The organism is Panacibacter microcysteis (genome assembly GCF_015831355.1).
Taxonomy (GTDB): Bacteria; Bacteroidota; Bacteroidia; order Chitinophagales; family Chitinophagaceae; genus Panacibacter; species Panacibacter microcysteis.
The window spans coordinates 1,461,091-1,485,814 of sequence record NZ_JADWYR010000001.1; the positions used below are offsets into that span (position 1 = coordinate 1,461,091).

At 41.6% G+C, this 24,724-nt stretch carries 20 protein-coding genes; 14 read left to right on the forward strand and 6 right to left on the reverse strand.

The window, feature by feature from the left end; genetic code table 11:
* Window positions 1–73 precede the first annotated feature (73 nt).
* Both mnmG and I5907_RS05905 read left to right on the forward strand, forming a co-directional pair.
* Window positions 74–1,918 (forward strand): tRNA uridine-5-carboxymethylaminomethyl(34) synthesis enzyme MnmG, encoded by a 1,845-nt coding sequence (gene mnmG, locus I5907_RS05900; RefSeq protein WP_346266768.1) that lies wholly within the window; start codon window positions 74–76, stop codon window positions 1,916–1,918.
* A 150-nt stretch (window positions 1,919–2,068) separates the two neighbouring features.
* Window positions 2,069–2,839: a hypothetical protein gene (locus I5907_RS05905; RefSeq protein ID WP_196989793.1), complete on the forward strand. Its 771-nt coding sequence runs from the start codon at window positions 2,069–2,071 to the stop codon at window positions 2,837–2,839.
* 75 nt (window positions 2,840–2,914) lie between these two features.
* Here I5907_RS05905 and nadA read toward each other — a convergent pair whose 3' ends face one another.
* On the reverse strand, window positions 2,915–3,928 hold the full coding sequence (gene nadA, locus I5907_RS05910) for a quinolinate synthase NadA (RefSeq protein WP_196989794.1): 1,014 nt from the start codon (window positions 3,926–3,928) through the stop codon (window positions 2,915–2,917).
* A gap of 652 nt (window positions 3,929–4,580) precedes the next feature.
* Between nadA and I5907_RS05915 the strand changes: the two genes are divergently transcribed.
* The 7 genes from I5907_RS05915 to I5907_RS05945 all read left to right on the forward strand — a co-directional run bounded on the left by I5907_RS05915 (window position 4,581) and on the right by I5907_RS05945 (window position 14,666).
* Complete coding sequence (locus tag I5907_RS05915) at window positions 4,581–6,683, forward strand: peptidylprolyl isomerase (RefSeq protein ID WP_196989795.1); 2,103 nt, start codon at window positions 4,581–4,583, stop codon at window positions 6,681–6,683.
* A gap of 121 nt (window positions 6,684–6,804) precedes the next feature.
* Window positions 6,805–7,311 carry a DUF2480 family protein gene (locus I5907_RS05920; protein ID WP_196989796.1) on the forward strand — a complete coding sequence of 169 codons (507 nt, stop codon included), beginning with the start codon at window positions 6,805–6,807 and terminating at the stop codon, window positions 7,309–7,311.
* A 287-nt stretch (window positions 7,312–7,598) separates the two neighbouring features.
* Entirely contained in the window at window positions 7,599–9,071 is a 1,473-nt protein-coding gene (locus tag I5907_RS05925) for a hybrid sensor histidine kinase/response regulator (protein ID WP_196989797.1), read from the forward strand.
* A 24-nt stretch (window positions 9,072–9,095) separates the two neighbouring features.
* Window positions 9,096–12,665, forward strand: a complete 3,570-nt coding sequence (locus I5907_RS05930) for a response regulator (RefSeq protein ID WP_196989798.1) — start codon at window positions 9,096–9,098, stop codon at window positions 12,663–12,665.
* A 244-nt stretch (window positions 12,666–12,909) separates the two neighbouring features.
* Complete coding sequence (locus tag I5907_RS05935) at window positions 12,910–13,275, forward strand: response regulator (RefSeq protein WP_231401980.1); 366 nt, start codon at window positions 12,910–12,912, stop codon at window positions 13,273–13,275.
* Between the two features lie 6 nt (window positions 13,276–13,281).
* On the forward strand, window positions 13,282–14,103 hold the full coding sequence (locus I5907_RS05940; protein ID WP_231401981.1) for a CheR family methyltransferase: 822 nt from the start codon (window positions 13,282–13,284) through the stop codon (window positions 14,101–14,103).
* Window positions 14,100–14,666 (forward strand): chemotaxis protein CheB, encoded by a 567-nt coding sequence (locus tag I5907_RS05945; RefSeq protein WP_196989799.1) that lies wholly within the window; start codon window positions 14,100–14,102, stop codon window positions 14,664–14,666. The genes I5907_RS05940 and I5907_RS05945 overlap by 4 nt, the downstream gene beginning before the upstream one ends.
* Window position 14,667: 1 nt before the next feature.
* Here the strand turns inward: I5907_RS05945 and I5907_RS05950 are convergent, their stop codons facing one another.
* From I5907_RS05950 to I5907_RS05965, 4 genes are all read right to left on the reverse strand, one after another.
* On the reverse strand, window positions 14,668–15,036 hold the full coding sequence (locus I5907_RS05950) for a response regulator (RefSeq protein ID WP_196989800.1): 369 nt from the start codon (window positions 15,034–15,036) through the stop codon (window positions 14,668–14,670).
* Between the two features lie 166 nt (window positions 15,037–15,202).
* Entirely contained in the window at window positions 15,203–16,300 is a 1,098-nt protein-coding gene (corA, locus tag I5907_RS05955) for a magnesium/cobalt transporter CorA (protein ID WP_196989801.1), read from the reverse strand.
* A gap of 80 nt (window positions 16,301–16,380) precedes the next feature.
* Window positions 16,381–17,619 (reverse strand): M16 family metallopeptidase, encoded by a 1,239-nt coding sequence (locus I5907_RS05960; RefSeq protein WP_196989802.1) that lies wholly within the window; start codon window positions 17,617–17,619, stop codon window positions 16,381–16,383.
* Window positions 17,620–17,843: 224 nt separating this feature from the next.
* A complete protein-coding gene (locus tag I5907_RS05965) occupies window positions 17,844–19,061 on the reverse strand; it encodes an aspartyl protease family protein (protein ID WP_346266769.1) in 1,218 nt (405 codons plus the stop codon).
* Between the two features lie 167 nt (window positions 19,062–19,228).
* Between I5907_RS05965 and mqnC the strand changes: the two genes are divergently transcribed.
* The 5 genes from mqnC to I5907_RS05990 all read left to right on the forward strand — a co-directional run bounded on the left by mqnC (window position 19,229) and on the right by I5907_RS05990 (window position 24,026).
* Window positions 19,229–20,353, forward strand: coding sequence for a cyclic dehypoxanthinyl futalosine synthase (gene mqnC, locus I5907_RS05970; protein ID WP_196989803.1), 1,125 nt, complete (start codon window positions 19,229–19,231; stop codon window positions 20,351–20,353).
* Between the two features lie 135 nt (window positions 20,354–20,488).
* Window positions 20,489–21,244 (forward strand): 3-oxoacyl-[acyl-carrier-protein] reductase, encoded by a 756-nt coding sequence (gene fabG / locus I5907_RS05975; RefSeq protein ID WP_196989804.1) that lies wholly within the window; start codon window positions 20,489–20,491, stop codon window positions 21,242–21,244.
* Window positions 21,245–21,375: 131 nt separating this feature from the next.
* Window positions 21,376–21,675: a hypothetical protein gene (locus I5907_RS05980; protein WP_196989805.1), complete on the forward strand. Its 300-nt coding sequence runs from the start codon at window positions 21,376–21,378 to the stop codon at window positions 21,673–21,675.
* 79 nt (window positions 21,676–21,754) lie between these two features.
* Entirely contained in the window at window positions 21,755–23,317 is a 1,563-nt protein-coding gene (locus I5907_RS05985; protein ID WP_196989806.1) for a SulP family inorganic anion transporter, read from the forward strand.
* A 73-nt stretch (window positions 23,318–23,390) separates the two neighbouring features.
* Window positions 23,391–24,026 (forward strand): carbonic anhydrase, encoded by a 636-nt coding sequence (locus I5907_RS05990; protein WP_196989807.1) that lies wholly within the window; start codon window positions 23,391–23,393, stop codon window positions 24,024–24,026.
* A 46-nt stretch (window positions 24,027–24,072) separates the two neighbouring features.
* Here the strand turns inward: I5907_RS05990 and I5907_RS05995 are convergent, their stop codons facing one another.
* Complete coding sequence (locus I5907_RS05995) at window positions 24,073–24,711, reverse strand: DNA-3-methyladenine glycosylase family protein (RefSeq protein ID WP_231401982.1); 639 nt, start codon at window positions 24,709–24,711, stop codon at window positions 24,073–24,075.
* Window positions 24,712–24,724 lie beyond the last annotated feature (13 nt).

The following is a 24,724-nucleotide window of genomic DNA, read 5'->3' on the forward strand; positions in this document are numbered from 1 at the left end:
AACAAGCTGTATTGTTGATCTATAATATCTTTGCCCTTCAAATTATTATATGTTCCAGGATTATGATGTGATAGTGGTTGGTGCAGGTCATGCTGGGTGTGAAGCCGCAGCCTCAGCTGCAAACCTCGGCAGTAAAGTCTTACTCATTACCATGAATATGCAAACCATTGCCCAGATGAGTTGCAACCCTGCGATGGGTGGAATAGCAAAAGGCCAAATCGTCAGAGAAATCGATGCGATGGGTGGTTACAGCGGTATTGTTACAGATAAAAGTATGTTGCAGTTTCGCATGCTCAATAAAAGCAAAGGCCCTGCAATGTGGAGCCCTAGAGCACAGAGCGACAGGATGATGTTTGCCGGAGCCTGGAGGGAAATGCTAGAACAAACACCCAATGTTGATTTTTACCAGGACATGGTGAAATCAATTGTTTTGAAAGGTGGAATGGCATGTGGTGTGATAACTGGATTAGGTCACACAATCTTATCCAAAGCAGTCGTAGTTACCAGCGGAACTTTTTTAAACGGTATTATCCATATAGGTGAAAAACAGTTTGGCGGGGGAAGGGTTGCTGAAAAAGCGGCAACAGGAATAACTGAACAATTAATTGCATATGGGTTCGAAAGCGATCGCCTGAAAACCGGAACCCCGCCGAGGGTAGATGGAAGATCGCTTGATTATTCTAAAATGGAAGAACAACGGGGCGATGATGAAATCATTGGTTTCTCGTACCTGAATACTGAAAAACTTCACCCATCAAAACAACGAAGCTGTTATATAACTTACACCAGCCAAAAAGTGCATGATATATTAAAGACGGGGTTTGACCGTAGCCCTATGTTCGCTGGTAGAATTGACGGCGTAGGCCCTCGCTACTGCCCAAGCATTGAAGACAAAATTAACCGCTTTGCGGAGCGGGACCGGCATCAGCTTTTTGTAGAGCCGGAAGGCTTCAATACGGTTGAAATCTATGTTAACGGATTTTCTACATCATTACCCGAAGAAGTTCAATACGAAGCACTTCGTAATATTGAAGGTTTTGAAACTGCAAAGATTTTCAGACCGGGTTATGCAATCGAATACGACTACTTTCCACCTACACAGCTCACTCATTCGCTTGAAACAAAGTTGGTTCAAAACTTATTTTTTGCTGGACAGGTAAACGGAACAACCGGATACGAAGAAGCCGCCTGCCAGGGATTTATGGCAGGTATAAACGCCCATCAAAAAATTAACAATCTTGAACCATTTATCCTGAAGCGCAGTGAAGCTTATATTGGCGTTTTGATAGACGACCTTATTAGTAAAGGAACAGAAGAGCCTTACCGTATGTTTACCAGCAGGGCAGAATACAGAACCTTGTTAAGACAAGATAACGCAGATCTAAGGCTTACCGAAAAAAGTTACCGTCTTGGCCTTGCATCGCAAGATCGCATGGAAAGAGTAAATGATAAGCAGGCATCTGTTAGGGCAATACACGATTACCTGAAAAATATATACGTTGATACCGCAGAAGCGAATAATTACCTGGCGGGTATTAATTCTGCACTGTTGACTGAGAAACAAAAGGCATCCAAAATTCTCTTACGCCCAGATGTAGACATTAACGCACTAATCGATGGAGTACCCAAATTAAGTTTCTTAAAAGAAAAGTATTCCGCAGAATCTCTTGAACAGTCTGAAATACAAATAAAGTATGAACGCTATATTGAAAAAGAACAAGATCTTGTGCTTCGTATGTCAACAATGGAAGAACAAATAATTCCAGATTCTTTCAACTATGATAAAGTTTCTGCGCTTAGTAACGAAGCGTTGCAAAAGTTTAAAAAGATAAAGCCGAGAACGTTAGGACAAGCCGGCAGAATAAGTGGTGTAAACCCAAGCGATGTGCAGATATTAATGGTCTACATGGGCAGGTAATACTAGCATGCGACTTTCATTCAATACAATAATACAAAAATTGACAGGCCTGGTAAACAACCTGTCTAAAAACTAAATTCGGGTTAAATAGGTTTACACATTATTTGGTATCCTCTTATTAATCTTAATATTACACGCAAATAAACTTTGTTGAAAAGATTACTACACTTTTCTTTTTTACTGGCGTTTACATTACTTGCCACATGTAGTTTTGGCCAGCTTACATTACATGGTACCGTGTATGATTACTTTTCAAAAAGACCGCTTGATGCAGTAACCATCCAGAGCTCTTCCGGCAGGTATGCCATTTCTGATTCTACCGGAAAATTTACTATACCCGTTTCCAAAAAAGATTCTGTATGGTTTTCCTATCTCTCAAAAAATACCATGAAGTATCCTATAGATACTATCAGGAACCTGCTGAATTTTGAAATAGCTCTTTATGTAGATGCTGCCTGGCTTCCTGAGATAAAAATCCGCAATAAAAATTATAAACAGGATTCAATTGCCAACCGCCAGGAATACGCAAAGGTTTTCAATTTCAGGAAACCAACTGTAAGAATAACATCGCCGTCGCCAAATAGCTATACGCCCGGTTCTGTTACGGCAGGACTCGATATAAACGAATTCATCAACATGTTTCGTTTCAGGAGGAACAGGCAATTACTGTCTATGCAACAAAGACTGGAAGAACAGGAAAAAGAAAAGTATGTAAACCACCGCTATACAAAATACCTTGTCGGCAAATTAACGCAACTGAAAGATCATGAGCTGGATTCATTTATAAATCTCAGTAAACCCTCTTACGATCTGCTTCTTTACATGAATGATCTTGAACTGGGTTATTATATTCAACAGATATACACACTCTACAAAAACGGCGGCCGCATACAGGATATGTTGAAACCGGAAGAAAATTAAGATACCGGCAGCAGTTTTTCATGGCATCACCTGTTGCGTCGCAATCACTTCATCGGTTGGATTATATGGCAGCATTTAGCCCCCTAAACCTGCAGCCTTACTAATATCAAGCATACGTTGAATGGGTTTAAGAGCTGCCACACGCAGGTTTTCATCCATCAGTATTTCCGGCTCTTCGTACTCCATACACAAATAAAGTTTCTCCAGCGTGTTCAGTTTCATATGCGGGCAATCATTACATGCACATGCATTATCTGGTGGTGCAGGAATAAAAGTTTTCTCCGGTGCATCTTTTTGCATCTGGTGCAAAATACCTGTTTCCGTTGCCACAATAAACGTATTGGCATTATCCGCAACAGCGTATTTCAATAGTTGTGTTGTACTTCCAATAAAATCAGCAATTTTCAATATGCTATCCTCACACTCAGGATGAGCTATCAGTTTGGCCTCAGGGTGCCTCATTTTCAGCCTTGTTATCTTTTCCAGGCTGAATATCTCATGCACCATGCAGGCGCCATTCCAGAGCAGCATATTGCGTCCTATCTGCTTGTTGAGATAAGCACCGAGGTTTTTATCAGGTGCAAAAATGATTGGCTGATCTGCAGGTACACTTTCAATGATCTTTTGTGCATTGCTGCTTGTACAAATAATATCACTCAAAGCTTTTATATCAGCACTGCAGTTTATATACGATATAACAATATGATCAGGGTGTTTTGCCTTAAACGCGCTGAACAGATCTGCGGGTGCACTATCTGCAAGTGAACAACCTGCTTTCAGGTCTGGCAACAAAACCTTTTTATGCGGGTTTAGAATTTTTGCTGTTTCAGCCATAAAATGTACGCCGGCAAAAACGATTATATCAGCATTGGTCTTTGCCGCGTGTTGCGCCAGCCCCAGGCTATCACCAATGTAATCGGCAACATCCTGTATATCCGGCTCCTGGTAGTAGTGGGCCAGCAACACTGCGTTCTTTTCTTTCTTCAATCTTTCAATCTCATGAAACAGGTCCAGCGACGGATCTATGTTTACGTCGAGAAATCCTTTTTCATTAATTTTTTTTCGTGCTGCTGCAATGTTAATTTCCATTGTAATAAGATATATTAATACATTATTATTATAAACACCTACTACTATTACGGGTGTTAATTTCGGGATAACTTACTTATCCCCAGAGTACAAAGTTAATTACACTTGATTTACTAACAGGAATAAACAACAAATCCACATGGTTGTTTGTAAGCAGGTAAAGCCTTTGAGTAAGTTTTTAACAAAAGTTGATAACAGCTTCCGTGTTTTTTCACAAACGTCAATTCACACCATTTCCACTGTTAACGAAGACAACGAAAAATGTCAGCAAAATTTTCAAAAACCCCGAAAGCTACAAAACCCGCTTAGTTATTCTTTGCGTTTCCCCAACAGCAATAAAAAAAAACGGCTTTATCAACATACATAAACGCTTTTCAACAATACGCTGTTAAGAAATAAAAAATACCGGATACTTGTTTCATTTGAATGATTGATTTATGGCGGGGAAACCTGCACCGCAAACCGAAGCTGCAGTAAAAAACAACAGTACAAGAGTGCGACGCAACAGGTGATGCCACAGGGCTTTTAGCCGGGCCCATAACTTTCACTGTGTTTAAAAATGCCTTATACCTGGCCCCCAAGTTATTCACAATTTGTTCAAATGTTTTATTACCCTATTTTTGCCATCCTCTAAAAACCATATAATAATATTATGTCAGTTATTCAACGGATACGCGATAAGGCTGCGTGGTTTGTTTTCGGTGCGATTGCTTTGTCTCTTATCGCCTTTATTCTGCAGGATGCCTTTTCAAGGCGTGGTAGTGTTTTTTCAAGTGAATCAACCCTCGGCGAGGTAAACGGTATTGACATCGACAGGGAAACTTACGAACACAAACTCGATTTTTATGAGCAGGCAAATGGCACGCCAAGAAGCCAGCTCATGGGAAGTGTTTGGGATTATATGGTTGAGCAGACCCTGATGGAGCAGGAATATGAGAAACTGGGTATAAAAGTAGGTGCCGATGAATTAAGTGATGTGTTATTTGGAGATAACCCGCCACAGTGGATGCAACAGGCATTTACCAACCCGCAAACGGGTGTGTATGACGCAAATCTTGCAAAACAGCAGTTTGCTGAAATAAAAAAGAATGCAGATGATGCACGAAATGCACAGCTTTACGAAGGATATCTTGAGCCCACCATTTTACAGACAGAAAGAGAAAAATACCAGTCTTTGATAACCGGTGCTGTATATGTACCAAAATGGATGGCAGAAAAAACAAATGCCGATAACAACTCTCTTGCTAAAATTGCTTATGTTTCTGTGCCTTATGCCTCCATTAGTGACAGCACCGTAAAAGTTTCTGACGATGACGTATCTGCATATATTAAGGCGCATCCGAAACAGTTTGAGCAAAAAGAAGAGGCAAGACAAATTTCATATGTATCCTTCGATGCAAAACCAAGCAGGGAAGATTCAGTTGCCGTAATTGACCAGCTGCAACAGCTGAAATCAGAATTTGCCGCAACAACTGATGAAAAAGCTTTCCTAGCAAGAAACAGCAGCGAATTACCTTATTACAATAGTTTCCTAAACAAAAAGGAAATAAAGCAGGCCGTAAACGATTCAATTTTTGCGTTGTCTGTTGGTGCCGTTTACGGACCCTATGCTGATAATAATAACTATGTGCTGGCAAAACTTGTAGCAGAAAGACAGGTGCCTGATTCTGTAAAAGTGCGTCACATATTGGTAGCAACGGCGCAACAAACACAACAGGGCCAGCTTACACGTGTAAGAGATGACAGCAGTGCAAGAAAAAGATTAGACAGTGCAATAGCATTGTTGAACGCCGGCAGCAATTTCGATTCTGTTTGTGTACAATATTCTGATGATCCGGGTAGTAAAGACAAAGGTGGCGTATATGACTACTTTACATCGGGCAGAATGATGGAAGAATTCAATGACTTCGCCTTTACACATCCTGTGGGTGCCAAGGATGTGGTTAAAACCGCTTACGGTTACCACTATATAGAAGTGCTCGGTCAAAAAGGTGCGGAGACAGGTTATAAATTTGCCTATTTGTCAAAACCGGTATTGGCAAGCGCTGAAACGATCAATAATGCCAGTGCGGCTGCTACGCAGTTCGCATCATCGAGCCGCACCAGGGCAGACTTTGACGCAAATGCGAAAAAGTTAGGGATTACACCACAAACAGCCGGCGATATTAAACCGAACGATTTCAATATCATGGGCGTTGGAGAAAACAGGCAAATGGTCAAATGGATCGCAGAAAACGATCCCGGTGATATCTCAGAGCCATTCGAAATAAATGATAAATATGTAGTGGCCGTAATACTGGGTATAAGCAAACCCGGTCTCCAATCTGTAAACCAGGCAAGACCAATGGTAGAGCCATTACTTAGAAATGAGAAAAAAGCAGAACAAATTATAGCATCAAAATTCAAAGGCACAACGCTGGAGCAGTTTGCACAATCAACCGGTGGTGCTATCCAGTTTGCTGACAGTATTGCATACCAGTCTTACATTATCAGCGGTATAGGCAACGAACCAAAAATTGTAGGTGCTGCATTCAATAAGGGTTTACAGGGCAAGGCAAGCACACCAATAGCTGGTATGTCTGGTGTCTTCGCTATTAAGGGTGAAAGTATTTATGCTGCAGCATCGCTCGGAATAAATGCTGATATGCTGCGTGCACAAATGGAAAACCAGATGAAATCGCAGATCGCCTATCGTTCTATGTCTGCTTTAAGAGATGCAGCTAAAATAGAAGATAACCGTGCTAAGTTTTATTAGTGTTTATCAGAAAATTATTATAACAGCCCGGCATACGCCGGGCTTTTTTGTTATTAAGATGTTCTTCATTCCGAAAACAACAACAGGCCGCGAGGTATTAATTTTGTAAAAAAAGCTGCACATGCAAGAAACGATCGTAAACAGGGTTGCAGAAAGTGGTATAGTAACCATTAACCTCGAAGATTTTTATCCAAAAGACGAGATACTGGTATTCGATCTAAAAGATCACCTGTTTCGGGGTTTGTTATTAAAAGAAAAAGAATTCAGGGCTGCCCTTATAACTATCGACTGGTCTGTTTACCAGCAAAAAAATGTAGCTATTACCTGCACTTCAGATGCTATTATACCTGTTTGGGCGTATATGCTCGTCGCCACATATCTCGGGCCTTTTGCCAATAATATTATGGTAGGAACACCCGGTTTACTTGCCGAGAATATCCTGCTGCAAAACATCAGCCAGGTAGATACCACAACGTTTACAGACAAACGTATTGTTATCAAAGGCTGTGGAGACATACATATTCCTGAAAGCGCCTATGCCGCAATTACTTTCAGATTAAAACCGGTTGCAAAAAGTATCATGTACGGCGAACCATGCAGTACAGTTCCGGTATATAAAAAGAAATAATATAGATACCGGCAGGCGAACAGGTGGCATCGTCCCTTGCGTCGCAATCACTTCATCTACAGAACATAAAGCATCATTCCAATATTTATACGGGCAATTATTTACCCATAATTGTGGAATATTTTGCCTTTTCCTCACATCTTGTATTATTAATATCCACTGTGGAGAAAGTTGTTAATAAAGCATAATTTTTGCTCCCATCAACCACACGTGCATTGCAGCATGTGCTGTTTGCATTGTCTAAACGTCCCCTTTACATGAACAAATAATTTGGAGCTGGCAATAACATGATACTTATCGTTGACGATAAACCGGAGAATATTCTATCACTGAAGTCGGTGTTAACACTTCATTCCTTTCCGACAGACACAGCAACCAGCGGGGAAGAGGCATTGAAGAAAGTGCTGAAAAATAATTACGCGCTAATTATCCTCGATGTACAAATGCCTGGTATGGACGGGTTCGAAGTAGCGGAAGCCATCTCGGGTTATAGCAAAACCAAAGACGTGCCCATCATTTTTCTTTCGGCGGTAAACACAGATAAAAGATTCATTACAAGAGGTTATGGCTCCGGTGGTATCGATTACATTACAAAACCCATCGACCCTGAAATCCTCCTGCTTAAAGTAAAAACATTTTACAGGCTGTACGAGCAAACAAGACAGTTGAATGAAATGCAGGACAACCTGCGTTCAGAAATAGAGTTCAGAAAAAAAGCACAACAGGAGATCAACGAAAAAGCGCTGGAACTAAAATTTGTGCTGGAATCAATACCACAGATTGCATTTACCACCAAGCCTGACGGAACACTGGAATACAAAAACAGCCAGTGGATGTTGTATGCCGATTCTGAAAGAAATTTCCCTGTTACACATCCCGACGATGGCTGCATAGAAGAAGAATTAAAGAAACGCATGGAAAAAGGTAAACCGGTAGAAATGGAAGTACGTGTAAAAAAGCATGAGCAGCCAGATTACCGCTACCATTTATTACGCGTATTACCTGTAAAAGAAAACAATGCTATTGTAAAATGGGTTGGTACTTTTACTGATATCGACGACCAGAAACAGGCTGTAAAAAGGAAAGATGAGTTTATCAGTATTGCCAGCCACGAATTGAAAACCCCGCTTACCAGTATTAAAGGCTACGTACAACTGCTCGAAAGAACAAGTACAGATAAATCTTCCGGCGTTTATATCGACAGAACGCTTGTACAGATACGAAAGCTGGACAGCCTGATTGCTGATCTGCTTGACATCTCTAAAATAGAAAGTGGAAAACTAAAATTTAACATGCAACCTTTCGATCTTGATTCAATGGTTGCTAATACGGTTGATATCATCAGTCAAACATACCCGGATTATAAAATATCAAGGGTAGGAAAACAGGCGGAAACCATTTATGGAGATCCTGTCAGGCTCGAGCAGGTGCTTATAAACTTTCTTTCCAACTCTATAAAATATTCACCCCAATCGAAAAACGTGGAAGTGGAAACGAGGGCAGACCACAATGGAAAGATCTTTATTGGCGTACGCGACCATGGAATCGGAATTTCAAAAAAAGACCAGGAGAATATCTTCCAGAAATATTACCGTACAGAAACATCCGGTAACAGCGTACAGGGTCTTGGAATAGGCTTATATATCTGTGCGGAAATACTCAAACGACACAATTTCGAATATGGAGTAGACAGCGAACCGGGAAAAGGTTCTTTGTTTTATTTTTTAGTTCCAAAAGAGAAGACCGTTACGAACGAATAAAAGGATAATATAAACCACCCCATCATGCAAACGACCTTTAAAAGAAATCTACAGATTGGATTTGGGTTGTCTATGCTTTTGCTGATTGTTAGTTCTGTTGCATCCTACAACAGTATCACTAATCTTATCAAAAGTTCTGACGAAGTAAACCACACCAACGAAGTATTGCAGCAGGCAGAAAGCATTATCTCGTACATGAAAGACGCCGAAACTGGTCAGCGGGGCTTCCTGCTAACCAATGATGTCGACTTCCTTGAACCATTCAATGGTTCCCTGGCCAAAACTAAAACTGCTGTAGAAAAGCTGAGAGAACTTACTGCTGATAACACCGAACAGCAAAAGAATTGCGATTCTCTTGCCATGCTGGTTAATAAACGGTTTAACATTCTGCAAAAAGGAATTGACCAGGCAAAACAAAATTTTGCTGTGGATAATTTCCTGCTCGCCCAGGGTAAAGCAGAAATGGATAAAGCAAGACTGGTAATCGTTAACATACAAAGTACCGAAAAAACCCTGCTTTCAAAAAGAGTAGAAGATCTTAGAAAATACGCATCCTACACACCTGCACTTATTGTCGTTACAACTATATTATCACTGGTTATTACAATCGTCTTCTTTAAACGCGTAACAGATGACTACAATGAAAAAGCCACACTCAGCGACGCGCTGATGATTAAAGAAAAAGAAATCGTTAACCGTATTACGATTATTCAAAAAATTGCCGCACAGGTATCAGAAGGAAATTACCAGCTCAGGCTGGATGATCATGAAAGTGATGGCCTGGGAAGTTTATCTGAGTCGCTGAATAAAATGGCTTCTGCGCTCGATAAGGCATTTAAAGAATTGTCTGATAACGAATGGGTGCAAACAGGCACCGTTCAGCTTGGCGAAAAAATGGCCGGTGAAAAAACCGTGGCGGCAGTGGCATCAGAAGTAATAGAGTTCCTGGCAGAGTATACAAACAGCCAGATGGGTGCATTATACCTTGCCCAGCCTAACGGCACACTAAAGCTTACCGGCAGTTACGGCATTACTTCCGGTATTAAAAAAGAGATACAGCCTGGTGAAGGCATTATTGGCCAGGCGTATAAAAGCGGGAAAGAAAAGTTGCTCAGGAATATCGATGAAGATTTATACCTGGGTACCAGTTTTGGAGAGATAAAGCCAAAAAATGTTATCACTTATCCCGTTAAAATAGATCGGAAGCTGATGGGTGTACTTGAAATAGCCAGCGTTACCGAATATGGCGAGGTTGAACTTGACCTGTTAAAAAGTACAGAACGAAAGATTGGTATAACTTTAAATATGGCCTATAACAGGGCCAGGCTGCAGGAGCTGCTGGAAGAAACACAGGCACAGGCAGAAGAACTGCAAACGCAGCATACAGAGCTGGAAAACCTGAATGCCGAGCTGGAAGCACAGGCAGAAAAACTCCAGATATCAGAAGAGGAATTAAAGGTGCAGCAGGAAGAACTTATGGAAACAAACCAGGAGCTCGAAGAACGCTCCCGGTTGCTCGAAGAAAAAAATCACCTGGTTGTTGTAAGAAACCTTGAGATACAAAAAAAGGCAGAAGAACTTGCACTTAGCACAAGATATAAATCTGAGTTCCTGGCAAACATGTCTCATGAATTAAGAACACCGCTTAATTCAATCCTGCTGTTGTCACGATTGTTGTCCGAAAACAACAATGATACCCTTACCCCGGAAGAAGTAGAATATGCAACCGTTATCAGGAGTTCCGGGAACAGCCTGCTCCAACTTATTGATGAAATTCTTGACCTGTCTAAAATAGAATCAGGCAAAATGCAACTCGAGTACAACCAGGTAGCGGTAGATACCATACTCGCAGATATGCGCCTGCTTTTTGAGCCACTCGCCAAAGAGAAAAATGTTGCATTCGAGATCGTAAGAGATAAAAATGTTCCAGATACAATAGACACCGATAAACTGAGGGTAGAACAGATCTTAAGAAACCTCGTTTCCAACGCACTTAAATTTACAACAAGAGGCTCAATAACACTGCTTGTTAAATACCACGACAACCAGTTATCATTTGCCGTAAAAGATACAGGCATTGGTATACCGCAGGAAAAACAGGAACTGGTATTCGAAGCTTTTCAACAGGCAGATGGTTCTACCAAAAGAAAATATGGTGGTACAGGACTGGGCCTTTCCATAAGCCGCCAGCTGGCCAGGTTGTTGAATGGAGATATCACCCTTACAAGTACGCCTGGCGAAGGAAGCCAGTTTACACTTACCATACCGGTTGACAAATCTGCCACCACGGAAAGTAAGGTGGAAACGCCGGAAATTATTGCCCCCAAACCCGTAGAAACACTGGCCTCTCAGTTTATTGCAACACAGATACCCCAGGATGTGCCCGATGACAGGAACAGCATTACAGCAAATGATAAAGTAATCCTGATTGTGGAAGATGACACACCTTTTGCCAAAGCGCTGCTCGATTTTGCAAGGAAAAAAGGTTACAAAGGCATTGTAGCCGTACGCGGAGATCATGGTGTAGAGCTGGCACGCAATTATAAACCCGAAGGCATATTGCTCGATATACAACTGCCGGTTAAAGATGGTATGCAGGTAATTGATGAGTTGAAACGTGATCCGCAAACAAGACATATCCCTGTTCACATGATGTCTTCTTTCGAAGTAAAACGCGAAAGCCTTTCCAAAGGTGCAATCAATTTCATCAATAAACCTTTTGCCTACGAACAAATGGATGATGTCTTTAAACGTATCGAGCATGTCATCAAAAATGATCATAAAAAAGTGCTTATCGTAGAAGATAATTCGAAACATGCAAAAGCGCTTTCGTACTTTTTATCAACCAATAAGATCAATGCCGCTATATCCGGCAATATTGATGAGACCGTTGATTCGCTGCAGCAGAAAGAAGTAAACTGTGTAATACTCGATATGGCCGTGCCTGATATGAAGGCTTACGATACACTGGAGACGGTACGTAAAAATCAGGAGCTTGAAAACGTGCCCATCATTATTTTTACAGGCAAAAGTTTATCAAGGGCCGAAGAACAACGCATCAAGCAATATGCAGATTCTATTGTTGTAAAAACGGCACATTCGTTTCAGCGTATACTCGATGAAGTTTCTTTGTTCCTGCACCTGGTAGAAGAAAGCACACACGAGAAAGGCGCCGGCTTTACGGCCCGCAAACTGGGCTCTGTAGATGAAGTGTTGAAAAACAAAACAGTACTTATTGCAGACGATGATGTAAGAAATATTTTCTCTCTTTCACGGGCATTGGAGAAACATAAAATGAACATCGTTTCTGCCATAGACGGTAAAGAAGCGTTGCAGGCACTGAAAGATAACAAAGAGATCAATATTGTGTTGATGGATATGATGATGCCTGAAATGGATGGCTACGAATCCATCAAACGAATAAGGGAAAACCCGCACTGGAGAAACCTGCCGGTAATAGCGGTAACAGCAAAAGCAATGACGGGAGACCGTGAGAAATGCATACAGGCCGGCGCTTCAGATTATATATCAAAACCGGTAGATACCGACCAGCTTGTTTCTCTTATGAGAATATGGCTGTACGAAAATGCATAGAAAATTTTTTTTGAACCAGGCAGCATTACTGCTATTAAGCTTTCGTTGCGTCGCACTCTTCGGCGCTTAGCTCTTTGGTAAGCACGTGTTACAGCCTTGCTGCAGGTAGCAAAACCTGTTTACTAAGCAGGCTGCTGATGCAGCATCGTTTGCTGCATATAGTTATACAGTACAAGTGAGTGACACAACAGAAGCTTAATAGTACCACAAATGCTCAAAAAATAAAAACCCCATAAACAACAGCATGAAAAAGGTGTTGATTATAGATGACGATAACAAAAATATTTTTGCACTGTCTGCAACACTAAGGTCCAAGGGTTATAAAACACTTGCGGCAACCAGCGCAGAAGACGGCCTTAAACTAATAGACGATGATGGTGCCGTAGACGTGGTTCTTATGGATATGATGATGCCTGAAATGGATGGTTATGAAGCCATACATGTATTGCGCAATACAGAAGACCACAAAACATTACCGGTTATAGCTGTTACGGCCCAGGCAATGAAAGGCGACAGGGAAAAATGCCTGGCTGCGGGTGCCAATGGTTATATATCTAAACCGGTAGATGTGGATATGCTTGTAGGGCTGTTGCAGGAACTTACAAAATAGAAACCTTTGGAAACATTAGTTACAGATAATGATGTGGAACTGTTGCTGGCCGATATGCTGGAACTATACGGCTACGATTTTACAGAGTACTCAAAAGCTTCTCTGAAAAGAAGGATACAACGCATATTCATCAACGGTAAGTTTTCTTCCTTTGCGGCATTGCGCTACCGCATACAAACAGATAAAGATTATTTCAACCACGCTGTTACAGAAATTACCGTGAATGTAACAGAAATGTTCAGAGATCCTTCTTTTTACAGGGCAATAAGAGAAACAGTAATTCCAGTATTGGCCACGCACCCGTTTATACGTATATGGCATGCAGGCTGTGCTACAGGTGAAGAGGTGTATTCTCTGGCCATCATATTAAAAGAAGCCAACCTGCTGGACAGGTCGTTGTTGTACGGCACAGATATTAACCCGCTGGTGTTGGAAAAAGCAAGGAAAGGAATTTTTCCTATCAGCCAGATGCAGCAGTTTTCTAAAAACTATGTGTCGTCGGGCGGTCTCAACGATTTTTCATCTTACTATATAGCCAACTACAACCTTGCAAAATTCAACGATATCTTTCACCAAAAGATGATTTTTTCTACGCACAACCTGGTTTCCGATTCTTCGTTTAATTCGTTCCAGCTAATTCTTTGCAGGAATGTGCTTATCTATTTTGATAAAAACCTGCAGGGCAAAGTACTTGAGCTTTTTGATAAAAGCCTGGACATGCTTGGCTTCCTGGCACTGGGCTCTAAAGAAACGCTGCGTTTTACTTCTATAGCAGAAAAATTTAAACCCATAGAAGGTAAAGAGAAGATCTGGAGGAAGGTGCGATGACGCGTACATTTAAACTCATTGTAATAGGTGGTTCGGCAGGGAGCTTACAGGTAATTCTAAAATTTTTCAAACACCTGAAGCACGATTTTCCCGTTTCATTCATGCTGGTATTGCACCGCAACAACAATTTCGATTCTTCGCTGGAAGAACTGCTGGGCTTCAGAACAAATCTTACGGTAAAAGAGGTAGAGGAAAAAGAACCGGTTATGCCGGGCTTTGTATATGTATGCCCTGCAGATTACCATGTGCTGATAGAGGACGATTTTACTTTTTCACTCGATTATTCAGAAAAAATAAATTATAGCCGGCCAAGTATAGACGTGGTATTTATGTCTGCTGCAGATGTGTTTGGACGTGGCCTTCTGTGTATACTGTTATCTGGCGCAAATGCAGATGGGGCGGAAGGCCTTAAATACGCACAGGCACGTGGCGCCCTCATTGTTGTACAGGAGCCGGCAGATGCAGATGTACCGTATATGCCGCAACAGGCGTTGCTGTTGTTAACACCTGATCTCGTTTTAAAGGCAAAAGACATGGCGCCCTTCGTAAATAGTCTTGTATAAATTATGCGTGTGTCGAAGTGATCTGTTCAATCAGTTGCTCAAGTTCGGCAATGTCAAAAGGCTTCTGTAGATAATACTCGGCTTTTGCTTCTTTGCTTAGTTGCGCCACATTGGTATTGGCGCTGAAAAAGACCACAGGAATATTTCTCAGGTGCTCGGTATGTTTAATCAGTTGCGTAGCCGCAATACCGCCTGTTTCAGGAATTTTGTTGTCCATCAGGATAACCTGGGGCTTATGTGTTTCGACTTTGTCAATTACATTTTCGCAGGAGGTTTCTGTAATAACCCTGAAACCTTTACCTCTAAGAATGATGGTACAAATTTCAAGGATGTCCACGTCGTCATCAAAAATCATCACACTACTACTCATAGAGAATTTTCCTTATTGCTTTTTTTTACGGGGCAAATATACAATCAAGCAAAACAATGTTTAGAAGATATGGTTCATTGCAGCCTATCTTTTCTACAAAATTATTATTCAGATAAGTATAGCATTAGAAAACAAGGGTAAAAACGAAAACATATTATGTAAATGACTAAAACCAGCCACGTTTTTTAAAGATCCAGACCATCCATAACGGAATAATAAACATTAAACCAACAGCAATAAAAAATCCGTCTTGCTGGTGTGTGAGTGGTATTACTTCAAAGTTCATCCCAAACACCCCGCCAATAACGGCAGCAGGTGCCAGCAAGCAGGTAACAATTGCCATCACTTTCATTACTTCATTCAAACGCAGGTTTACTTTATTCATGTAAAGATCCTGCAGCGTCATAATCATGTCGCGATAGTTTTCCACGAGATCATTCGCCTGTACAATATGGTCGTAAACGTCTTTAAAATATTTGGTGGTACGGTCCTGCAACAGGTCACTTTCACTGCGTAAAAAACCATTTACCATATCTCTTACAGGGGCCATATTTCTTTTTAAAACGATCAGCTCTTTTCGAAGGTTATTGATGCGGGCCAGCGAACGGGAGTTTCCATAACGAATAATTTCTTCTTCCAGTTGTTCAATTCTTTCGCCCAGTTTCTCCATTACTATATAGTAATGGTCTACAACAAGATCAATCATTGCATAGCACAGGTAGTCGGCACCGCTGATCCGTAGTTTTGAATTGGCAATGCGCAGTTTGTCCCTTATCTGGTTAAATACATCACGACTTTTATCTTCCTGGAAACTGATTACAAAATTTTTACCCAGCACAATACTTATCTGTTCAGATTCTACGGCTCCATTCAGATCATTGAAGTAGAGCATATTTAAAAGGCAAAACAACACGTTGTCGATTTCGTCCATTTTAGGGCGCTGTCCTATGCTCAATATATCTTCCATCAGCAAAAGGTGCACACCGAAATGTTTGCTTATATTTTCAACGTCTGTTTTACGAAGTCCGTCTATATTTATCCAGCTGATCTTATTATTATCCCTGCATGTAAACGTTTCTTCTACTTTGTCCAGTTCATATTCCTTCACTTCCTCAGCGTTATAATCATACACGTATATCTCCACCTCTGTGGCTTCCTCCCTTACAGGCAATACAGTGGGGTTTACACGAAATATTTCCTTGGTACGCTTGGTATTAAAAAAAGGAAAGATAAACTGCAGGTATTTCTTTGTTTCCGAAATCATTGAATGAAATTATTCAAAAGCACAAAACCAAAAAATAAAAAAGCCGCACCAAGGCGGCTTTTTGAGATAAATGAAATCAGTTAATTTTTACTGTGGTAGTATAGTGTGCTGCCATTTTCTTCGGCAAAAATTTCTTTGCTGTGCGCCAAAACATCATCTACGCTAATGGCTGAATATTTGCCCATCTCGGTATTCATTAATTCGGCATCGCCCAGCAATTCATAGTATGCAAGACTGTTTGCGCGGCTCATCACACTCATGTCTTCAAAAGTGATCATGCTTTCTGTTTTATTCTTTACTTTTTCCAGTTCGGTTTCTGCTACCAGTTCATTGCGCAGACCAGCAACCTCCTCTTCCACCGCTTTTTCCGCATCTTCCAGCTGTATGCCTTTGATCAATTTGCCTTCTATGGTAAGCAAGCCGGCATCTGTGCTCCCAAACTGGTAACATTCAATATTACTGAAGAGCTTTTTCTCTTTTACCAGTTTCTGGTATAATCTCGAAGATGCACCGCCACCCAGTATTTCCGTAATCAGTTCGGCAACATAATAACCCTTATCAAGGCGGTCAGCCATGTGCCATGTTTTATAAAAAGCATCAAGTGGTACATCACCTTCAAGTTCCAGTTTCCTGGCCTCTTTTTGCAAAGGCTCCTGTGGTAGCGCCCTGTTATACTTCTCTCCCATTGGTATATCGCCAAACCACTTTTCTGCCAGCTTTTTAATGTCTGCTGTTTTTATATTACCTGCAACAACAAGGATGGCATTAACCGGCCGGTAATGTTTAAAAAAGAAATGTTTTACATCATCCAGTTGTGCATTTTCAATATGACTCAGTTCTTTGCCGATCGTCATCCAGCGATAAGGATGTGTGGTATATGCCAGTTCCCGCATATTGTGCCAGGCATTGCCGTAGGGTTGATTAATGTAATGCTCTTTAAACTCTTCCACTACTACCTTGCGTTGCACCTCGAGGCTTTTTTTGCCGAAGGCAAGGCTCAACAGGCGGTCGCTTTCCAGCCAGAAAGCGGTTTCAATATTCTGGGCCGGTAACTGGCAATAATAATTGGTTAGGTCATTGGTTGTGTATGCATTGTTTTCACCACCGGCCCTTTGCAGCGGCTCATCGTAATCTTTAATGTTTACACTGCCACCAAACATCAGGTGTTCGAAAAGATGTGCAAACCCGGTTTTGGACGGATCTTCGTCTCTGGCGCCAACATCGTACATAATATTTACCACTGCCATAGGCGTGGAGTTGTCTTCATGCACCAAAACACGCAAACCATTGTCAAGCACAAACCTGTTATAATGAATCATAATATAAAATTGGAAACCTGCAATTTAGTAAAACAATAAGTATGAACTGTTATGCCGGGCAGGTAACATAGTAACACAGGCAACACAATATGTAAAACGTTTGTTACACCCGGAGCAGCTGCATACTGTGATACAGTACAAGAGTGCGACGCAACGGAAGCTGAACAACCATTCCAATGCCGGGCTCATAAAAAAACACCCGGCTGCATAACGTTATTTGAGCATCAGAGTATACTTCGGATCTTCATGGTTAACACAATTAGTTCGCCACCACGGTTTATAAGTACTTTAACCTTGTTGCCGGCACTCTGCAGGTGCGTTTTGTATGCCTGTATATTGCCAGATAGATCATTGTCAACACCCAGCACAATATCTCCCGGAATAAAGCCTGCATCTTCTGCCGGAGATTTCTTCATAATGTCTGTAACCGTAATAGCGCCATCTATCAGGTACATACCAAGACCGGAGTATGAATAATCAAAAGAATCAGAAAAACGTTTGTTGGGTTTAATGAATATCTGCTGTTCAGGATAGTTGATCACAACATTGAATCTTCTCATAATATCGTTGCCCAAAAGGCCGCCCAGTACAGGGTATTGTGTTATGTTGAACTCATCATCAAACACATATACAGGTACATTGCGAAATTTATACGGCCCCACCTTTACTTCCTTTACAACGGTAAGACTCATCGATTTTTTTCCGCCCAAACCCTCGGCTTCTGTCGGGTATAATTTTCTTTTCGATTTAAGCAGAGCACTGTCGTGTACCAGGTCTTCATTCAGCAACATGCATAAGCCTGCGCCGGTATCCAGGTAAAATTTGCTGAATATCTCTTTTGCATCTTTTACAAATGCGCCCTGCATGGGCAGCGTGGTAAATTGTGGTTTCATCAGGTAACCGCCACGTGGATATTTGTAACTGCCCGGCGTAAGCACCTCGAACACCATTTGTTCATAATCTATTGCAACAATATACCTGCGCAAAAAACTATAGCCCACAATACCATCTATCCGCAGGCCGTAGGCACTCGTAAGAATGTCGTAGTTATTGATGTGGAAATCAAGATTGGCAACCGAGATGCCCTGCATGTGCAGCGTATGGTTGTAAGAGAATTCTACATTTTTTACACCTGCTATACCGCGTACTGTTTTATCAGTAAGTACTTTTTTTACGCCCAGGTATGATGCGGTAGCAGAGTCGAGCGATATGCCGCCACTGCCGGTATCCAGCACAAAGTTCAGCGAGTCTTTGTTGTCATCGAGGGTAGCCCGTAAAATAATAATGCCGCCGGTAAGCATGCTGAAAGGCACATAGGTTATGTGTTTTGCAGCGGGAGAAACAAATTCCTCCTGTGCACGTGCATTGCTGAAAAGCATACAGCAAAAGACAATTATGTACCAGGCTTTGGGAGCCCTGATGAAGCTTTGGTTGCGTCGCACTCTTGTACTTTTGGTTTTACAATCGCCAGTAATTGATCCAGACACGTTGAAGTTACATGCTGCTGCACACAGAACAAAACCTTTGATAATATTAATTGCCAAAGTACAACAAACGATTTTTCTGCTATTACATACTGTAATTTTGCTGCCGATAAAAAAGAGCGTGTATGGATTTAGCAAGATTGTATCAGAAAGCACTTGATTTTGAGTTTCTCAGCGTTGAAGAGGGCGTTCATTTGTTTCACAATGCGCCTTTGACAGAACTGATGTTTGTAGCAGACGAGCTGAGAAAAATACAGGTGCCACATGGAAAGGTTACATGGCAGATAGACAGGAATGTAAACACTACCAACGTTTGTATAGCCAATTGTAAGTTCTGCAACTTTTACCGCATACCGGGCCATGCTGAAGCTTACATAACAGATATGGACACCTACCGTAAAAAGATCAGGGAGACCTTTAAATACGGCGGAGACCAGTTATTACTGCAGGGTGGTCATCATCCGCAACTGGGTCTTGATTTTTATACCAAAACCTTTCGCCAGCTTAAACAGGAGTTCCCAACGCTTAAGTTGCATGCGCTGGGGCCGCCGGAAATAGCCCACATAAGCAAGCTGGAAAAAATGAGCCATAAGGATGTACTTACAGCGTTGAAAGAGGCCGGCCTGGATTCTTTGCCGGGTGCAGGTGCGGAGATTTTGATTGATCGCGTAAGACGGCTCATCAGCAAGGGAAAGTGTGGTGCTGATGAATGGCTGGCTATTATGCACGAAGCGCATAAACTGAATATAACTACCAGTGCCACTATGATGTTTGGCCACGTGGAAACGATTGAGGAAAGGTTTATTCATCTAAGCAGGATAAGGGAAGTGCAGGCAATGAAGCCTGCAGATGCAAAAGGTTTTCTTGCATTTATTCCGTGGACGTTCCAGGATGTGGATACATTGCTCACAAGAATAAGAGGCGTGCACAACCTTACTACGCCGGATGAATATATACGTATGATAGCACTAAGCCGCATAATGCTGCCCAATGTGAAAAACATACAGGCCAGCTGGCTTACAGTAGGCAGGCAAACTGCATCTATCTGCCTTCATTCCGGTGCCAACGATTTTGGCAGCATTATGATTGAAGAAAATGTGGTAAGTGCCGCCGGCGCACCACACCGTTTTACCTATAAATCTATACAACAAGCTATAAAAGAAGCTGGCTTTGAACCACAGCTTAGAAACCAGCAGTATGAGTGGAGGGCTATTCCCGAAACAATTGAAGAACAGGTAGTGAATTATTAACAGCAGCACGTTGCGCATCGTTGTTGCATACAGTTTTGCAGTACAAGGGAGTGACACAACGAAGATGCCACATGCACAAAAGCTAATAACAAAAAAATCATATCCTTATTTTTGTCTCAGACCAAACCAAACTTTATGAAGCTATTAGAAGGAAAAGTTGCCATTGTTACCGGTGCTGCCCGTGGAATCGGGGCCGGTATTGCTATAAAATTTGCCGAGCATGGTGCTAATATTGCTTTTACTTATGTAAGCGACAGCAGTGAAGAAAAAGCGGCAACGCTTGAAAACCAGTTACAATCGTTGGGTGTAAAAGCAAAAGCATATAAAAGCAATGCTGCAGATTTTGGCCAGTGCGAGGCCTTTGTAAATGATGTGCTGAAGGAATTTGGGGCCATAGATATTTGTATAAACAATGCAGGTATAAGCAAAGACAACCTGCTGCTGCGTGTAACGGAAAAAGAATGGGATGATGTAATGGATATTAACCTTAAGAGTGTTTACAACATGACAAAACATGTAATGCGCCCGATGATGAAAGCAAAAAAAGGGAGCATTGTAAACATGAGCTCCATGATTGGTATGCGTGGCAACGCAGGGCAAAGCAGCTATGCGGCCAGTAAAGCGGGTATAATTGGGTTTACAAGATCCATAGCACATGAACTGGGCAGCCGGAATATACGTTGCAACGCAATTGCGCCGGGTTTTATAGAGACGGATATGACACATTACCTGAAAGATGGTGCTGCCGGGGATGACTTTTTGAAAAGAATACCATTGGGCAGGTTTGGTACATCTGAAGAAATTGCCAATACAACATTGTTTCTCGCAAGTGATATGGGCTCTTATGTTACCGGCCAGGTATTGAGTGTGTGCGGCGGTCTCAACATTTGATTTTTTGCACCAGCAAATATTACTACGGCAGCAGCATTGCTGCCTTTTTTTATGTATCTGCTGCCCGTTTTTGTTAAACATCTCTTATCTGTCTCTAATTTCTGATATTAATTGTTTATTTGCAGACCAAAATGAAACTAAAAAAAGTAATAGCGTTGTTTTGTTTACTGATGCTGGCCAGCCAGATGCTGCCGGTTAAAGAAATAGGTGCTGTACTTTTTGGTAACCAGCTGAATGAAGAAATACCCCATTCATTGGATATAGGCAAGGATGTGCCCTGCAAACTGCTTCTCAAAGGAGATTCATTTTTACACCAGATTAGCGACAATGATTTTCTGTCGGGCAGTATTGGAGAGTATGTACATTTTACCAGCCTTCTGCCCCATAACCATGCTGCAGAAATTCCTACCCCACCGCCCAACTGCGCTTAGCAGGCATTTTTGTTTCTAATTCATGCAATGCTGTGTATCGCGGCTTTGTGCTCTTTCCCGTCTAACTATCTACGTAAGTATGAAAAAAATTATAAAGAACATGGGGGCAGATGTGCCTTCATCTATTGTTGTATTCCTGGTGGCCCTTCCCTTGTGTTTAGGTGTAGCCCTGGCTTCCAATGCCCCGTTATTTAGCGGTATTATTGCAGGGATTGTAGGCGGTATTGTGGTTGGTGCAGTAAGCAAATCTCATTTAAGCGTAAGCGGGCCCGCGGCTGGTTTAACAGCTATTGTGGCCGCCTCGCTGGTAGTATTGCCGTCTTATGAGGCTTTTTTGGTAGCGGTAGTAATAGCCGGTTGTTTACAGATCGTGCTCGGTTTTGCAAGGGCAGGCGTAATAGGAGATTATGTACCGGGCAGTGTAATAAAAGGTATGCTTGCAGCAATCGGGCTTATACTTATTTTAAACCAGTTTCCGCACCTTTTGGGCGATGATTCACATTTTGAAACCGATGAAGGCGGGCAACATGAAAAAAGCGGCAATATATTTTACACGTTTATCATGGCTTTTACCAACATCAATACCAGTGCTTTTATCGTTGGCGGGGGGTCATTGCTGTTTTATATAGGATGGGAAAAATTTGTATCTAAAAAATCGGGTTTTATCAAATTCATTCCCACACCATTATTAGTGGTTTTACTGGGTGTGGCATTGAATGAACTTTTCAAAAATGCTGCTTTTGCAGACCCATTGGTGGGCCAGCACCTGGTAAAAATACCTGTCGCAGGTTCGTCCCGGGAGTTTTTTTCCTTTTTTACGGCACCAGACTGGGCCACCATTTCCAATAAAGATGTATGGATTACTGCTGTTACCATAGCGCTTGTTGCTACACTGGAAAGTTTATTGAGTATAGAAGCGATCGATGACCTCGATCCTTACCAGCGAGTAACCCCTACCAACAGGGAACTTAAAGCGCAGGGAATTGGCAACCTTTTATCCGGCCTGGTTGGCGGATTGCCTGTAACCAGTGTAATTGTTCGTTCATCAGCCAATGTAAACGCAGGGGCCAGAACAAAAATGTCTACGATTTATCACGGTACATTGCTCCTGTTGTGCGTGGCATTTATTCCTTCGGTGCTAAACCTGATTCCGAAGTCTGCGCTTGCTGCTATCTTGATTTTTACCGGTTATAAACTGGCAAAACCATCCCTTTTTAAAACGTATTATCAAAAGGGTTGGGATCAGTTTTTACCTTTGGTCATAACAATTATCGCCATTCTTGCAACGGATCTCTTAAAAGGTGTATTGATAGGGATAGTTGTCGGGCTGTTTTTTATATTGCGCAGTAATTTTAAAACAGCATTGTTAATAGTAAATGATGACAACAAGTATCTTTTCAGGTTCAGGAAAGATGTTTCTTTTTTAAACAAGCCTATCCTGAAATCAAAGCTTGAAAAAATACCTGAAAATGCGTTCGCGATCATCGATGTGTCGAGAGCAGATTTTATAGATAAAGATGTGATCGAGGTAGTGAATGATTTTCTGATTCACGCTCACCTGAAAGGGATCAGGGTAGAAATTAAAAAGAATCCATCCAAGAAAGATCACTTACTGATAGATGACAGTAAAATTTCCTGGTGATCAAAAAAATATGTTGCTAACTAAAGAATAAACATTTTCTCACTGCAGTAAAACCTGCATAAAATTTTAAAACATGGAATCATACCACAAATTATTATTAGAGAATAAGGCATGGGCCGAAGAGAAAGTTCAGGACGATCCAAAATATTTTAGCCGGCTGGCAGATATTCAGCGCCCGGATTTCCTATGGATCGGTTGTAGTGACAGCCGTGTTCCTGCCAATGAAATTACCAATACACAACCGGGTGAAATATTCGTACACAGGAATATTGCCAATATGGTTGTAAACACCGATACAAACCTGTTGGCAGTGCTGGAATATGCTGTAGTGCACCTGAAAGTAAAACATGTAATTGTTTGTGGCCATTATGGCTGCGGTGGTGTAAAGGCTTCAATGACCAGTCATGACTTTAATCATGTGTTGAATATGTGGCTGCGTAACATAAAGGATGTTTACCGTTTACACCGCCAGGAGCTGGATACCATTGAAAATATTGATGCAAGGGCAGACAGGCTTTGCGAGCTAAACGTAAAGGAACAGGTTATGAACCTTGCCAAAACATCTATTATTCAGCGTGCATGGAAACATGAGCAAAGACCACACCTGCATGGCTGGGTATATGGTTTGAAAGATGGCATTATTAATCCTGTTTTTGAAATGGAAGCAGGAACGCATATTGATGGAATTTATGAATATGATGATCTGTAGAAGATCCTGTTGCAAAAGAAGCCCTCAACTGAGGGCTTCTTTATTATCAGAATATGATGTTTCGTTTTTTTATGTATGCATGCCATAAAATAAAAGCTGCAATAGTTCTGTAAGGGCGCCAATCATCTGCTATAGCAAGTATTGCTGCTTTGCCTGTATCAGCAGGAAGGTTTTTTACTTCTTTAGTGCTTTTCACCAGCGCAATATCGCCTGTTGGAAAACAATCGCACCTGTGTAAAACCATCATCATAAAAACATCGGTCGTCCAGTCACCAATACCTTTCAGCTTTTTCATCGTGGTACGCAAGTCGTCGTCTTCTAACTCAGCCAGGCTTTCTAAATTAAATTCACCTTGCATAATGGCAGCGGCAAGGTGTCTTGCATACACCATTTTCTGCCGGCTGAAATAACAGGCTTTCATTTGCTCATCTGTCATTGCAAGCACATTTTCCGGTGTTATTGCTCCAACGAAGGCTTCCAGCTTCAGAAAGGCTGCTTTTGCAGATGCAAGCGACACCTGTTGCTCAAGTATAATATGGATCAAAGTAGCAAAAGAAGCGCTTCTGCCCCATAATGGCGGGTAGCCGAATTGTAGAATGACTTTGTGTAAGTCCTTGTCTTTTTCAGCAAGCCTGTCGCATAGTGCTGTAAAATCAGCACTGCTGAAATTCCGTATGTTATTCAATGTAGTATTTACC

Excerpts from the sequence above, each read along its gene's own strand:
- I5907_RS05980 (WP_196989805.1), top strand. The coding sequence starts at position 21,376 with ATGAAACTAAAAAAAGTAATAGCGTTGTTTTGTTTACTGATGCTGGCC.
- mqnC (WP_196989803.1), top strand. The coding sequence starts at position 19,229 with ATGGATTTAGCAAGATTGTATCAGAAAGCACTTGATTTTGAGTTTCTC.
- fabG (WP_196989804.1), top strand. The coding sequence starts at position 20,489 with ATGAAGCTATTAGAAGGAAAAGTTGCCATTGTTACCGGTGCTGCCCGT.
- I5907_RS05950 (WP_196989800.1), bottom strand. The coding sequence starts at position 15,036 with ATGAGTAGTAGTGTGATGATTTTTGATGACGACGTGGACATCCTTGAA.
- I5907_RS05960 (WP_196989802.1), bottom strand. The coding sequence starts at position 17,619 with ATGATTCATTATAACAGGTTTGTGCTTGACAATGGTTTGCGTGTTTTG.
- I5907_RS05990 (WP_196989807.1), top strand. The coding sequence starts at position 23,391 with ATGGAATCATACCACAAATTATTATTAGAGAATAAGGCATGGGCCGAA.
- corA (WP_196989801.1), bottom strand. The coding sequence starts at position 16,300 with ATGATTTCGGAAACAAAGAAATACCTGCAGTTTATCTTTCCTTTTTTT.
- I5907_RS05935 (WP_231401980.1), top strand. The coding sequence starts at position 12,910 with ATGAAAAAGGTGTTGATTATAGATGACGATAACAAAAATATTTTTGCA.
- nadA (WP_196989794.1), bottom strand. The coding sequence starts at position 3,928 with ATGGAAATTAACATTGCAGCAGCACGAAAAAAAATTAATGAAAAAGGA.
- I5907_RS05930 (WP_196989798.1), top strand. The coding sequence starts at position 9,096 with ATGCAAACGACCTTTAAAAGAAATCTACAGATTGGATTTGGGTTGTCT.
- I5907_RS05945 (WP_196989799.1), top strand. The coding sequence starts at position 14,100 with ATGACGCGTACATTTAAACTCATTGTAATAGGTGGTTCGGCAGGGAGC.
- I5907_RS05915 (WP_196989795.1), top strand. The coding sequence starts at position 4,581 with ATGTCAGTTATTCAACGGATACGCGATAAGGCTGCGTGGTTTGTTTTC.
- I5907_RS05985 (WP_196989806.1), top strand. The coding sequence starts at position 21,755 with ATGAAAAAAATTATAAAGAACATGGGGGCAGATGTGCCTTCATCTATT.
- I5907_RS05925 (WP_196989797.1), top strand. The coding sequence starts at position 7,599 with ATGATACTTATCGTTGACGATAAACCGGAGAATATTCTATCACTGAAG.
- I5907_RS05920 (WP_196989796.1), top strand. The coding sequence starts at position 6,805 with ATGCAAGAAACGATCGTAAACAGGGTTGCAGAAAGTGGTATAGTAACC.